Consider the following 14,418-nt stretch of genomic DNA (forward strand, 5'->3'; position numbering starts at 1 on the left):
TTACCCTCTTTTCCATCTTGTACCTTGAGGGGTGTCCTCTAATATGATATTCATGTTTTTCAAGCGATCACGAATTTCATCAGATAACCCAAAATTGCGGTCTTTCCGCGCTTGAATTCTCTGCTGTATCAACCCTTCAATTTCTTCATCCAAAAGCCCCTCTTCTTCAAGGGATAACCCCATAACAGAAAATAAGATGTTGAATTTATCAAGGAAAGCATTAATCACTTCCTTGTCTGTGTTTTTCTCCATCAAGTAATAATTCGCTTGTTTAGAAAGTTCAAAGAGCATGGATATTGCATTAGCGGTGTTGAAATCATCGTCCATTTCCTTAATGAATTGTTCATGTAATTCATTAAGCTTCTCCAACCAAACATCATTATTCTCAGTCAATCCGTCACTTACTTGAAGACGATGCTTTAAGTTTTGATAAGATGTCCTTAAGCGTTCAAGGGACGCTTTTACATTTTCAAGCACTTCTTCGCTATAATTGATGGGATGACGGTAATGTACAGATAACATGAAGAAGCGTAACACTTGTGGATCATGCTTCTGAATGATGTCATGCACAAGGACGAAATTGCCTAAGGACTTAGACATTTTTTCATTCTCAATATTTATATACCCGTTATGCATCCAATAATTCGCAAAGGTCTTACCCGTCAATGCTTCGGATTGTGCAATTTCATTTTCATGATGCGGGAAAGCCAAATCTTGGCCCCCTGCATGAATATCGATCGTATCGCCCAAATACTTTTTGACCATTGCAGAGCATTCGATATGCCAGCCAGGACGCCCCTTACCCCATGGGCTCTCCCAAGATATTTCATCATCCTTGGCCGTTTTCCAAAGGGCAAAATCAAGGGCATCTTGTTTTTTCTCCCCTATTTCAATACGGGCCCCCACTCGCAGCTCATCTATGGATTGATGTGAAAGCTTTCCATATCCCTCAAACTTACGTGTGCGGTAATATACATCCCCTTCAGATTCATAAGCGAATCCTTTCTCAATTAATGCCGAGATGAATTCAATGATTGCGTCCATGTTCTCCATTACGGTTGGGTGAGCATCCGCTTTTTTGCAGCCCAATGCCGACACGTCTTCAAAATAAGCCTTGATGAAACGCTCTGAGATGGTCGGGACATCTTCACCCAATTCTTTTGCCGCGCGAATCAGCTTATCATCCACATCCGTAAAGTTCGAAACGAATTGCACATCATATCCACGGTAATCCAAATACCTCCGAACGGTATCGAATACGATTGCCGGTCTTGCATTCCCTATATGAATGTAATTATAGACAGTGGGCCCGCATACATACATCTTCACCTTTCCCTCTTCAATCGGGACGAAGGTTTCCTTTTTTCTTGTTGCTGTGTTATATATTTTAATCGCCATATTATAGACTCCTTTCTTCCTGCTTCTGTTCAGCCAGCTTCTCTCTTAAGGCCCTGAGTTCACTATCCAGTTCCTTAAAGCGATCAGCGATTGGATCAGGAAGATCACAATGATTTAGGTCTTTGTTAATTTTGATACCATCTTGAATGACCACTTTACCTGGAATGCCAACCACCGTAGAATTTGGTGGCACCTCCTTTAAAACAACCGATCCTGCACCGATTTTTGAGTTTTCCCCAACAGTGATGGAACCCAGAACTTTTGCTCCTGTAGCAATCAGGACATTATCCTTTATGGTAGGATGACGTTTTCCCTTTTCCTTTCCTGTTCCCCCAAGGGTTACACCTTGAAAGACAGATACATTGTCGCCAATTTCACACGTTTCGCCAATGACGATCCCCATTCCATGGTCAATGAAGAAACGACGGCCAATCGTAGCCCCTGGATGAATTTCAATTCCGGTAAAAAAACGACTGATTTGAGATATACTTCTTGCCAGGAAAAAGAATTTCTTCTTGAATAGTGCATGAGCCATCCTATGACTCCAAATCGCATGTAAACCCGCGTAGGTCAATATGACTTCCAAATAGCTGCGCGCAGCAGGATCTTGATCAAAAACCACTTCGATATCCTCTTTAAACATCTTTAACAAAATGATTCCCCCTATGTTCCTTCCTTTTTCAACATCCCCTTTTGAAGCTTTTAAAGCATATAAAAAAGCGTCTCTGTCCAAATAGACAGAGACGCTTGAAGCGCGGTTCCACTCTGTTTGGAATGTAAAAACCAGATAAAGCTTTTACCTGTTTTTTCATCCCCAACTTTAATCCCTGTAACGGAGGAAATTCCGCCTGTGCCTACTATAAGTTAGTTCAGCAAAGGACTCAAGGGTGCATTTCAGAAAACGAGAGGCTTGAACCACTTTCAGCAGGTTATGGTTCTCTCTAAAAAGCTTCGTTCACTTACTTCTCCCCATCTACGCGTTCTTTTGTAAGATTATTAAATACTATATTACATTTTCGACAAATTGTTAATATAAAATACTCTGAATACGCTGTTTAATTTTTTCCTTGCCCAGTAATGAAATCGCCTTAGGCAAGTCAGGACCATGTGTTTGACCCGTGACGGCAGCCCTTATCGGCATGAATAATTTTTTTCCTTTATGACCTGTGCCTTTTTGAACGGCTTTAATCGACTTCTTGATTTCATCCGCGTTAAATTCTTCAAGCCCTTCAATCTCCTGAAGGAAAGCCTTCATGACTTCCGGTACCTGTTCTTCAGCCAGCACTTCCTTAGCTTCTTCCTCGAACACGACCTCATCTTTGAAAAACAGTTCAGATAGCTCGACTATTTCCGCTCCATAGCTCATCTGCTCTTGAAAAAGGGAAACTAGCCCATGTACCCACTCTTCTTCTTCGGCGGTCAGTGTCTCTGAAACCTTCCCGGCTTTAATTAAGTGGGGCATTGACAATTCCACTGCACGATTGACGTCCAATTGCTTCACATATTGGTTATTCATCCATGTAAGCTTTTGTTTATCGAAAAGTGCAGGTGATTTAGACAGCCGGTCCGCATCAAAACTATTAATGAATTCTTCCTTCGTGAAAATCTCTTCCTCCCCGACCGGAGACCATCCTAGTAATGTAATGAAGTTGAATAACGCTTCAGGTACGTAACCAAGCTCTTCATATTGCTCAATGAATTGAATGATCGACTCATCACGTTTACTCAGTTTCTTCCTGCTTTCGTTTACAATCAGCGTCATATGTCCGAATACCGGCGGTTCCCAGCCGAAAGCTTCATAAATCATCAATTGTTTTGGAGTATTGGAGATATGATCATCACCGCGAAGGACATGGGAAATCTTCATCAAATGATCATCGACGGCCACTGCAAAGTTATAGGTTGGAATGCCATCCTTTTTAACGATAACAAAATCACCAAAGCCATCTGCTTCAAACGAAACCTCATCCTTGACCATATCTTTGAAAGTAAGGACCTTCCCAGCCGGAACGGCAAAGCGAATGCTCGGTTTTCTTCCTTGAGCCAATAGTTCCGCTTGCTCTTCCTCAGTTAAATGCTTGCACTTCCCTGAATATTTTGGCGTTTCATTGCGTTCGACCTGTCCTTCACGCTCTGCTTCAAGCTCTTCTTCCGTACAATAGCATTTATATGCCAAACCCTTATCTAAAAGCTCTTGATACAATTCCTGATAAAGGTCGTTCCTTTCGGATTGACGATATGGCCCGTATTCACCGCCAACATCAACACCTTCATCCCAATCCATACCAAGCCATTTCAAATATTTAAGCTGACTTTCCTCTCCGCCTTCAATATTTCTCTTTTGGTCGGTATCTTCAATACGGATGATGAATTTCCCGCCTTTATTTCGTGCGTATAAATAATTAAATAAAGCAGTCCGTGCATTACCAATATGTAAATGTCCAGTCGGACTCGGTGCATAGCGAACTCGAATATCACTGCTCATGATATATATAGACCTCCCAGTCGTTCTATTCTATTGTATATATTATCATTTAAATACATTGGGATAAAGGCATCCACCCTAAAAACGAATTTAGTTTGATTTAACCAATAAGACTACAGCCTGTGCAGCGATTCCTTCGCTCCTGCCTGTAAATCCAAGTTTCTCGGTAGTGGTCGCCTTTACATTAATTCTGTCTATCGACGCATCTAAAAGTTCAGCAATCCTGCCTCGCATCCCCTCAATATACGGTGCCATTTTCGGGCTTTGGGCAATGATTGTACAGTCCGCATTGCCTAGGGAATATCCTTCTTTTTTTACAATTGCCCAAATATACTGCAGCAGTTTTGCCGAATCGGCATCTTTAAATTCAGGATCGGTATCCGGAAAATGCTTACCGATATCCCCTGCACCAATTGCACCCAAGCAGGCATCAGCAACAGTATGCAGAAGGACATCCGCATCAGAATGCCCTAGCAAGCCTTTCTCATACGGAATCGTAATCCCTCCAATAATCAAAGGTCTTCCTTCTACAAGCTGATGAACGTCATATCCTTGTCCTATTCTAAACATATCATTCTCCCCAATCATCTTTTTCCATGTTGTTGTTTATGTAAAATCGCTTCTGCAAAATAAAGGTCTTCCTGAGTCGTAATTTTAATATTATCATAATTGCCCTCAATAATAACTACCTGTTCATTGATCCGCTCTAGCAAACTTGCATCATCCGTCCCTAAAAATGCTTCAGCTTCTGCCTGTTCATACGCACTTTTTAATATGGATACACGAAAAGCTTGTGGAGTTTGCACCGCCCACAAGCTTGATCGTTCCACCGTTTCAACTACCTCTTTGTTTGCCGCTTTTTTAATCGTATCCTTAACGGGCACTGCAATTACGGCACCTCCATGCAGGGAGGCTGCAGTAGTCAATTCACTGATTTGCCCAAGATTGATAAAAGGGCGGGCACCGTCATGGACCAGGATGATGTCTTCTTCTGCATGTTGCAGTCCATTATACACGCTTTGTTGGCGCTCCTTGCCGCCCATGACCAGTTTCTTGACCTTTTTAAGCCCATACGCTGCTATCAATTGATTGAAATAATCCTTTTCTGCCGGGTTTATCGAAAGGATAATCCCCCGACAGTCAGGATCTTCTTCGAAAACACGCAGTGTATAAACAATGATCGGGATACCCGATAGTTCAATAAAAAGTTTATTCTTGCCCGCCTTCATTCTTTTGCCTTGTCCAGCTGCAGGTATCACTACTTCATAAAACATAACGGTTTCTCCTACTCTTCTTTATAATGCTTTTTCTAATAGTTTCGGTTTAGCAAATATCATCCGGCCTGCAGAGGTTTGCAATACACTTGTGACAAGTACATCGATCCGTTTCCCGATATGGTCACGGCCACCCTCGACTACGATCATCGTCCCATCATCCAAATAAGCGATGCCCTGATTCTGCTCTTTCCCGTCCTTGATGACTTGAACATTCATCTCTTCCCCAGGAAGTACAACAGGTTTAACGGCATTGGCCAGGTCATTGATATTAAGGACCGCCACATTTTGAAACTCGCATACTTTGTTTAAATTGAAATCATTGGTAACGACCATTCCGCCCGATATTTTGGCAAGCTTCACCAGTTTACTGTCCACTTCCTGAATGTCTTCAAAATCCCCCTCGTACATCTCCACTTTAATCGGTAGGTCTTTTTGAATCCGATTCAAGATATCCAAACCGCGTCTTCCGCGATTCCTTTTCAATGCATCAGATGAATCGGCAATGTGCTGCAGTTCGTTTAATACGAATTGAGGAATGACTATGGTACCCTCCAGAAAGCCCGTCTGACAGATATCCGCAATTCTACCATCAATGATGACGCTAGTATCGAGAATCTTCAGCCGCTTGCTATTCCCCTCTTCATCCTCTTCGCTTGCTTCACCATCCGTATTCTTTTTCTTATTGCTTTTCATGAATAAACTCAATAGCTCATCACGTTTTTTAAAGCCCACCTGAAAACCAAGATAACCAAATAAAAGCGTAAGGATGATAGGTACCACCTTGATGGCACTGAAGGCGGAGCCAACCAAGAACGCCGCAAGCAGTCCCACTAAAAGGCCGACGCTGCCAAAGATTATATCCGTAATCGGTATCTTAACAAGCTGTTCCTCCAGCCACTTCATAAAATAGATCACATGATCTACTGCCCAAAAAGTTATAAGATAAAAGATAATGGCACCCAACAGTACACTTACATAAGGATTGTTTAATAAAGCAATATCGCCTGCATGTAAAACAATTAATAATTCAGGAATTAATAACATACCAAGTGTTCCGCCGACTATTAAGAAGCATGCTTGTATAATGCGTTTTAACATCCCTTTCACCTCCCTCTACTCATTATTGACCAATAAAATAAAATGAAACCTTCGAAAATTCGTTTTCATTATATACGTTAAATTCACTTAATGAATTAGTGGATTTACAAATACGACTTCTTCTCTTTTTCGTAATATTAGCCTAGCACCCTGAGTTTTGAGTGTCAAAAATAAACACCAATCAATTTCAAGCTGGTTCAGGTGAATGTAAAAGGGAAGCTGCTCCTTACATCCTTCTATTTGTGACCAGCTGATTTTTTAAAATGCGGAGTCCTTCTTTGATTTTATTGGCGCGGACTTCGCCTATACCCTCCACATCGTCAAGGTTTTCAACCGTAGCTTTATTGACTTCACTAAAGCTTCCGAACTGTTTCACTAAATTTTCGATGATCAAACCCGGCAGGCGTGGGATTTTATGAAGAATACGGTAACCACGGGGATGTACTGACTCATCAAGATGTATGTATCCATGATAACCCAGCACCTTCAGAAGAATGCTTTCATCCAGTTTTTCCTGCATGGCCAACTCTTGAAGCCTAAAAATGATTTCCTCGGGATTTTCATCATTGCTGGAGGTATAATCCTTGATAAGCCATTTTCCTTCCGTTTCAATATCTGCCAGTATTTCATTCATTTGCAAACGGATCAATCTTCCTTCCGTACCAAGCTCATTAAGGTACGTTAGTAGCTCGGCCTTGATTCTAAGCACCATTACATAACGGTGAAATACCTGCAAAAGGTCGGCATAGGTCACGATTTCCTCAAACTCGAGCGCTCCTAAAACCGATATGCTCTGCTGCAGGACCACCTTGTATTTTTCCAGGGTCTGGATGGCCAAATTAGCCTTAGCGAGTATGACACCTATATCTTTAAGGGCATACCGGAAATTGCCTTGATATAAAGTGATGACATTCCGACGTTGTGAGATTGCGATGACCAACGACTTGGTCTCCCTTGCCACACGTTCCGCTGTCCTATGCCGCATTCCCGTTTCAGTGGAAGGTGTGCTATTATCCGGTACTAATTGGGCATTTGCAAAAATGATCTTATCGGCCGTTTCATTTAAAATGATGGCCCCGTCCATCTTCGCCAACTCATATAATGTGCTTGGGGTACACCTGCAGTTGATTTCAAAGCCGCCATCCACGATCGTTCGCACTTTCTCGTTATATCCGACCACTATCAAACCACCTGTATTTGCCCTCAGGACATTTTCAATGCCCTCCCGAAGCGGGGTACCTGGTGCTACAATTTGCAGAATTTCCAATTTTGTTTTCTCATACCCTTTTTTATCTGTCATACTTAACCCCCTAACGATTGTTTAAGAGCCTCCGAAACCGATGACACACCAACGATCTTAATACCTTTCGGCGCAGTCCATCCCCCTATATTATTAGCCGGTATGATAACCCGTTCAAACCCTAATTTCGCCGCTTCCTGTACCCTTTGTTCTATCCGTGACACCCTTCTGACCTCCCCAGTCAGCCCCACTTCACCAATGATGCAATCGGCAGGGTTCGTTGGTTTATCACGGAAGCTTGATGCAATGCTTATTGCGACAGCGAGGTCAATTGCCGGTTCATCGAGCTTGACCCCACCGGCAACCTTTAAATACGCATCTTGGTTTTGGAGCAGCAAGCCCACTCTCTTTTCCAGAACAGCCATTAAAAGCGAAACTCGATTGTGGTCAATTCCCGTGGCCATTCTCCTTGGGTTTCCAAAACTCGTAGGTGAAATCAATGCTTGAATTTCGACAAGCACCGGCCTTGTGCCCTCCATGGATGCGACGACCGTGGAACCCGAAGCTCCTTGCGACCGTTCTTCAAGGAAAATTTCCGAAGGATTCGCAACCTCTTCCAATCCATGTTCTTTCATTTCAAAAATACCCATCTCATTCGTCGAACCAAAGCGATTTTTGACCGCACGTATAATTCGATATGTATGGTGTCTTTCTCCTTCAAAATATAAAACGGTGTCAACCATGTGCTCAAGCAGCCGCGGCCCTGCAATGGCCCCTTCCTTTGTAACGTGACCGACGATAAAAATCGCGATCCCGTTCGTTTTAGCTATGCGCATGAGTGAAGCTGTGCATTCCCTCACTTGTGAAACACTTCCCGGGGCAGATGTAACCTCCGAATGATATACCGTTTGAATGGAGTCAATGATGACCAAATCCGGTTTTACCTCTGTAATGGCCTGTTGGATATAGTCCATATCGGTTTCAGCATAAACGAATAGATGTTCCGACATGGTCCCAAGCCGGTCCGCTCTCAATTTGGTCTGCTTGACTGATTCTTCACCTGATATATATAGCACTTTTTTCTGTTTATGCGCCAATTGTGATGATACCTGTAAAAGCAGGGTGGACTTACCGATACCCGGGTCCCCTCCGATCAACACAAGTGACCCCTGTACGATCCCGCCCCCAAGAGCACGATTCAATTCCATTAAATCCGTCTTAATCCGTGGTTCTTTTTCTGATTGAATGGTCGTTATAGGTGCTGCCTTCTCCCGTTCCCCGGAACCTCTAACCTCTGAATGGGTAAAAGCGCCCTTTCTAGCAGGTTTAACGATTTCGGTTTCTTCGACCATTTTGTTCCATTCACCGCAGCCTGGGCATTTCCCCATCCATTTCGCGGACTCATATCCACAAGACTGACACATAAATTTTGTTTTCTTCTTTACAGCCATAAATTACCTCTTCCTTTGGAAAAAATATCTATATTAAGGATATTATATCTCTGTTTTATTTAAACCTTCTTAAGGCTAAGTTTTTTTAAAAAAATATTCACTCTGCTTGTCCCGTTTATGCTCATACCTACCTATAGATAAAAAACAGAGGTACACTGCAAAAGAATCTGCGTGTACCTCGAAGTCTAGGATCAGGTTATTCACTTACATTAACAGGCTCGCCTTGCCGGATTGCAAACTCATTATTCACGACATCCATTACGACCGTTTGCCCTTTTTTCACGTTGCCTTTAAGCAACTCTTCGGATAGATAATCTTCTACATGCTTCTGAAGCGCCCTGCGGATTGGCCTTGCCCCATATTCCGGATCAAAACCTTCCGTAGCAATTTTTTCTCTAGCCGCATCTGTCAGCTCCAAGTATATCTCCTGTTCTTTCAAACGGGTAGTAAGCTGATTTGACATTAATGTAACGATTTGTTTCAAATGATCCTTCTCTAATGAGTGGAACACGATGGTTTCATCAATACGATTCAGGAATTCCGGACGGAATGCACGTTTGAGTTCTTCCATCACTTTCCCTTTCATATTTTTATAGTCCTGGCCAGTATCCTGGATATTAAAGCCGACATACTTATCGGTTTTCAAGGCCGACGCACCTACATTCGATGTCATGATTAGAATGGTATTCCTGAAATCGACAGTACGCCCCTTGGAATCTGTCAGTCTTCCGTCTTCCAATACTTGAAGAAGGATATTGAAGACATCCGGATGCGCCTTTTCTATTTCATCAAGCAGAACGACGGAGTATGGTTTCCTCCGCACTTTTTCCGTTAACTGGCCGCCTTCTTCATATCCAACATATCCTGGAGGGGATCCAACAAGACGTGAAGTCGAATGTTTCTCCATATATTCGGACATATCGATGCGGATCATGGCATCTTCATCACCAAAAATGGATTCAGCCAAAGCACGGGCAAGCTCGGTTTTACCGACCCCTGTAGGTCCCAAGAAGATGAATGAACCAATTGGACGTTTAGGATCTTTCAAACCAGCCCTGGCACGTCGTACTGCTTTAGAAACCGCAATGACGGCCTCTTCCTGCCCAATTACACGATCATGGAGGATTGACTCCATATTAAGCAGTTTATCTGATTCTGTTTGCGCCAGTTTAGTGACTGGCACTCCTGTCCAGCTGGATACGACGTGTGCAATGTCATCCACAGTCACTTCACTGTTCTCCTGCCCTTGTTTTTCTTTCCAAGTTTTTTTCGTTTCTTCCAATTGCTCTCTTAAGCGTTGTTCCGTATCGCGAAGCGAAGCAGCTTTTTCAAATTCCTGACTCTGAACAGAAGCATCCTTTTCCTTGCGAACATCGTCTAGCTTCACTTCAAGTTCCTTTAAGTTAGGTGGCGTTGTGTATGAGCGCAGCCTGACCTTGGAGCCAGCTTCATCAATCAAGTCAATCGCTTTATCCGGTAAAAAGCGATCGGAAATGTAACGGTCGGATAATTTGACTGCGGCATCAATCGCTTCGTCAGTAATCGATACCCGGTGATGTGCCTCATAACGGTCACGCAGCCCCTTGAGAATTTGGATGGATTCCAAAATAGTCGGCTCATCGACTTGGATTGGCTGGAAACGGCGTTCAAGCGCAGCATCCTTTTCAATGTACTTACGGTATTCATCCAATGTTGTAGCACCGATACATTGTAATTCACCACGGGCTAATGATGGTTTAAGGATATTGGAGGCATCAATGGCACCTTCTGCACCACCTGCACCAATCAATGTATGCAATTCATCGATGAATAAGATGATATTGCCCGCCTGACGTATTTCATCCATAACCTTCTTCAACCGGTCCTCAAATTCACCACGGTATTTAGTACCGGCAACAACAGTACCCATATCAAGTGTCATTACGCGTTTATCACGTAAAATTTCAGGTACTTCATTATTGATGATCTGTTGGGCAAGCCCTTCAGCAATGGCTGTTTTACCTACCCCAGGTTCACCGATCAACACTGGGTTATTTTTTGTACGACGGCTTAATACCTCGATGACACGCTGTATTTCCTTACTTCTTCCAATAACGGGATCCAGGCTTCCTTCCCTGGCAATTGCCGTTAAATCACGGGCTAGGCCATCCAGTGTCGGTGTGCTCGCATTTGAAGCGGCTGAACCTTGATGTCCACCTGACTCATTGCTGCCCAAGAGCTGCAATACTTGTTGTCTGGCTTTATTTAAACTTACTCCCAGATTATTCAATACGCGGGCAGCTACACCTTCCCCTTCTCGTATAAGACCTAGAAGCACATGCTCTGTCCCAACATATGAGTGACCTAATTTTCTTGCCTCATCCATGGAAAGTTCAATGACTTTCTTGGCTCTTGGGGTATAATGTATCGTTTGAGCCGTATCCTGTCCACGGCCAATTAAATTTTCCACTTCTTTCTGAATCTTATCCGGACCCAATCCAAGAGCAAATAACGCTTTGGCTGCAATACCATCACCTTCTCGGACAAGACCCAGTAAAATATGTTCCGTGCCAATATTATTATGACCTAAACGGATTGCCTCTTCTTGGGCTAATGCTAATACTTTCTGGGCTCTTTCAGTAAAACGACCAAACATCATAGGGAATTCCTCCTTAAGAATTTTCGTTTTGGATAAAGTTGCTGGCAATTCTCTAAGTAATGGCAGAATCTTATTCTTTCTCCATATCTATTACATGAAATTTGATACTCCCTAAAGAGGTCAATGACCTCTATGAGGAGGAAGATTCCGTGAAATTCAAGCGTTCCCGGATGAGTGCTGCTCTACGAATATCCCTTTCATGGGGTCTTAAAGGGCCGCCTGCGTACTTTTGTAAAAATCCCGACTGCGTCAAAATCATCAACTCATTTAGAATGCTTTTGGAAATATTTTTTATATACCCAAGATCTATCCCTAACCTAACATCGGAGATACAGGTAGCCGCTTCCTTGGTCTCGATGATTCGAGCATTGGACAAAATCCCGTATGAACGGAAAATTCTATCTTCTAATTGTATGTGGGAAGTCCTCGCTAGTGCATCCCTCGCTGACCGTTCCTGAGCTATGATTTGTTGTACTACACTTGTTAGATCTTCAACGATATCCCTTTCCGACTTTCCAAGAGTAATTTGGTTGGAGATTTGAAAAATATTCCCTAACGCTTGACTGCCCTCTCCATAAATCCCTCGAACCACCAACCCCAATTGGTTGATCGCCGGTATGATATTATTCATCTGCTGAGTAAGGACCAGGCCGGGAAGATGCATCATGACTGAAGCCCTTAATCCTGTTCCCACATTAGTCGGACAACTAGTTAGGTATCCTCTTTCTTCATCATATGCATAGTCTATGGATTCTTCAATCCAATCGTCAAGAACATTTGCAATCTTTAAGGTTTCCTTCAGCTGCAATCCCGACATTAAACATTGAATACGGAGATGATCCTCTTCATTTATCATGATACTTATTTCTTCATTTTCCGAAAGTAGACATGCGCTTTTCGCTGAATCTTCAACTAAATGAGGACTGATTAAATGTTTTTCGACCAGAACACGCTTTTCCAGTGGCTGCAATTGGTCAATCTCTAAAAGTTCAAGTTTCCCAATCTCTGGAGTCACTTCCTCTTCAATTCTTTTTTTGACCAATTCAATGATTTTTTGTGCTTCTTCGTTAGAAAAGGAGGTTGGGAAGGTAAAGTCTTTGAAATTCCTGGCCAGCCGAATCCGCGAACTCAATACAATATCGATTTCCGGCCCTTCGGCACTCATCCAGGAACTCAAAGCGTTTTCTACAAACTTTTCCAAGCTCATAATTCCTCGCCTCCCTCTTGGGCTTCATACCTTTTTTCAAGGGAACGTACCTTATCTCTTACCTCTGCCGCTTTCTCGAATTCCTCTTGATCAATGTGGGCCTTTAAAACTTCTTTCAAATCTGTAATTTGCTTTCGAAGATAGATGGTGCCACCGATCCTTTTTGGAATTTTCCCTATATGTGCTGTATTGCCGCTATGAACTCTCTTTAAAATGGGATTTAACTGTTCATTGAATGTTTTATAACATTCGGCACAGCCAAACTTTCCAATATGGACAAATTCTTTATAAGATCGATGACAATGCGGGCAACGCCTCTCTTCCGTTTTCGGAAATGCATTTGCCTTCGTCTGTTGAATATTCGACTCCATATTCAACAATCCTGCTAATAAATTATTTATTGAAAAACCAGGTCCACCTGCATCCATGAATATTTCACCTTTTTCCTGAGCACATTTCTCACAAATCATGACTTCAGTCTTTTTTCCATTGATGATTTTGGTGAAGTGCAGGGTAGCAGGCCTTTGATGACATTCTTGGCAAATCAACTTACATCACCTCTGCCAGTTTCATTTATATTTTAAAGTCGTAAGCATCGCAGTTAAAATTCTTGCCCTAAGTTCATCTCGGTCAGGTAGGTCGATATAAATCACCGATCTATCTATGACGCTCATCATAATCTTTGCTTCTCTTTCATTAATGACGTCTTCATTCATCAGCCGTGAAATTACTCCTTCAGCCATCGATTGAGTTACCCTGGAACCAATAAGCGATAATAATTGGTTGATAAGTTGCACGGAATCCTGTGATTCCACCTTCATGATGCGTATATAACCGCCGCCTCCACGCTTACTCTCTACAACATAACCTCTCTCGATGGTAAACCTGGTATTGATTACGTAATTGATTTGAGAAGGAACACACTGAAATTTATCTGCTATTTCACTTCTTTTAATCTCCAAGATATCTTTTTGACTTATTTCAAGTACTTGCTTCAAATAAGTTTCGATAACATCAGATATGTTTCTCACTCAGCCTCCTCCATCCTGACTTTGACTATATTTGACTATTATTATACAAGGAATCATGCATTTTGCAACTTAAACGCACTTTCTTTCTGTAATATCCATTTTCTCCAAATTATATGTAGTTACATACCCCATTGAACATTAAAGTTGAAATATCTTACATGAATACCCTAAAAAGTTAAATGCAAAACCTGTATTTTTTCTTCTCCTTAAGGTTTCACAACTTAAATTCTGTCCAAATCCCAGCTCACCAAAAACAAGGCCAGCCCATGCTGTCCCTGAAATAAAAAACTTTTTTAATGACGAAAATCAAAAAAGACCAGCCGGATGGCTGATCTTTTGAAATGGCTTGGCGGCGTCCTACTCTCACAGGGGGAAACCCCCAACTACCATTGGCGCTGAAGAGCTTAACTGCCGTGTTCGGAATGGGAACGGGTGTGACCTCTTCGCTATCGCCACCAAACATATAAGGAACGTTGTTCCTTCAAAACTAGATAATAAGAAGGTATTTCATTTTTCAAAAAGCGTTGGTTAAGTCCTCGATCTATTAGTATCAGTCAGCTCCACATGTCACCATGCTTCCACCTCTGACCTAT

12 protein-coding genes, 1 rRNA gene and 1 other annotated feature are annotated in these 14,418 nt (G+C 42.4%); all 13 genes read right to left on the bottom strand.

What is annotated here, in order from left to right; translation table 11 throughout:
• Complete coding sequence (cysS, locus tag MPH60_RS26750) at window positions 1-1,398, bottom strand: cysteine--tRNA ligase (protein WP_241593936.1); 1,398 nt, start codon at window positions 1,396-1,398, stop codon at window positions 1-3.
• A 1-nt stretch (window position 1,399) separates the two neighbouring features.
• On the bottom strand, window positions 1,400-2,050 hold the full coding sequence (gene cysE / locus MPH60_RS26755; RefSeq protein WP_101225864.1) for a serine O-acetyltransferase: 651 nt from the start codon (window positions 2,048-2,050) through the stop codon (window positions 1,400-1,402).
• An 84-nt stretch (window positions 2,051-2,134) separates the two neighbouring features.
• Window positions 2,135-2,383, bottom strand: a binding site (T-box leader).
• 42 nt (window positions 2,384-2,425) lie between these two features.
• Window positions 2,426-3,883 (bottom strand): glutamate--tRNA ligase, encoded by a 1,458-nt coding sequence (gene gltX, locus MPH60_RS26760; RefSeq protein ID WP_241593929.1) that lies wholly within the window; start codon window positions 3,881-3,883, stop codon window positions 2,426-2,428.
• Between the two features lie 90 nt (window positions 3,884-3,973).
• Window positions 3,974-4,453 (bottom strand): 2-C-methyl-D-erythritol 2,4-cyclodiphosphate synthase, encoded by a 480-nt coding sequence (gene ispF, locus MPH60_RS26765; protein WP_241593927.1) that lies wholly within the window; start codon window positions 4,451-4,453, stop codon window positions 3,974-3,976.
• Between the two features lie 14 nt (window positions 4,454-4,467).
• A complete protein-coding gene (gene ispD / locus MPH60_RS26770) occupies window positions 4,468-5,157 on the bottom strand; it encodes a 2-C-methyl-D-erythritol 4-phosphate cytidylyltransferase (RefSeq protein ID WP_241593925.1) in 690 nt (229 codons plus the stop codon).
• A gap of 21 nt (window positions 5,158-5,178) precedes the next feature.
• On the bottom strand, window positions 5,179-6,258 hold the full coding sequence (locus tag MPH60_RS26775; protein WP_241593924.1) for a PIN/TRAM domain-containing protein: 1,080 nt from the start codon (window positions 6,256-6,258) through the stop codon (window positions 5,179-5,181).
• A 226-nt stretch (window positions 6,259-6,484) separates the two neighbouring features.
• Window positions 6,485-7,558 carry a DNA integrity scanning diadenylate cyclase DisA gene (gene disA / locus MPH60_RS26780; protein ID WP_241593922.1) on the bottom strand — a complete coding sequence of 358 codons (1,074 nt, stop codon included), beginning with the start codon at window positions 7,556-7,558 and terminating at the stop codon, window positions 6,485-6,487.
• 2 nt (window positions 7,559-7,560) lie between these two features.
• Complete coding sequence (gene radA, locus MPH60_RS26785; RefSeq protein WP_101225859.1) at window positions 7,561-8,949, bottom strand: DNA repair protein RadA; 1,389 nt, start codon at window positions 8,947-8,949, stop codon at window positions 7,561-7,563.
• Between the two features lie 196 nt (window positions 8,950-9,145).
• Window positions 9,146-11,587, bottom strand: a complete 2,442-nt coding sequence (clpC, locus tag MPH60_RS26790) for an ATP-dependent protease ATP-binding subunit ClpC (RefSeq protein ID WP_241593920.1) — start codon at window positions 11,585-11,587, stop codon at window positions 9,146-9,148.
• Between the two features lie 130 nt (window positions 11,588-11,717).
• The gene (locus tag MPH60_RS26795) at window positions 11,718-12,794 is read right to left on the bottom strand and encodes a protein arginine kinase (protein WP_241593919.1); all 1,077 of its coding nucleotides are present in this window, start codon (window positions 12,792-12,794) and stop codon (window positions 11,718-11,720) included.
• Entirely contained in the window at window positions 12,791-13,342 is a 552-nt protein-coding gene (locus tag MPH60_RS26800) for a UvrB/UvrC motif-containing protein (protein WP_241593918.1), read from the bottom strand. Before MPH60_RS26800 ends, MPH60_RS26795 begins: the two co-directional genes overlap by 4 nt.
• Window positions 13,343-13,363: 21 nt before the next feature.
• On the bottom strand, window positions 13,364-13,825 hold the full coding sequence (locus MPH60_RS26805; protein ID WP_048677843.1) for a CtsR family transcriptional regulator: 462 nt from the start codon (window positions 13,823-13,825) through the stop codon (window positions 13,364-13,366).
• Window positions 13,826-14,169: 344 nt separating this feature from the next.
• Window positions 14,170-14,285 (bottom strand): 5S ribosomal RNA (gene rrf / locus MPH60_RS26810).
• Window positions 14,286-14,418 lie beyond the last annotated feature (133 nt).

Origin of the sequence: Peribacillus sp. Aquil_B1 (genome assembly GCF_022603275.1) — a bacterium.
Taxonomy (GTDB): domain Bacteria; phylum Bacillota; class Bacilli; order Bacillales; family DSM-1321; genus Peribacillus.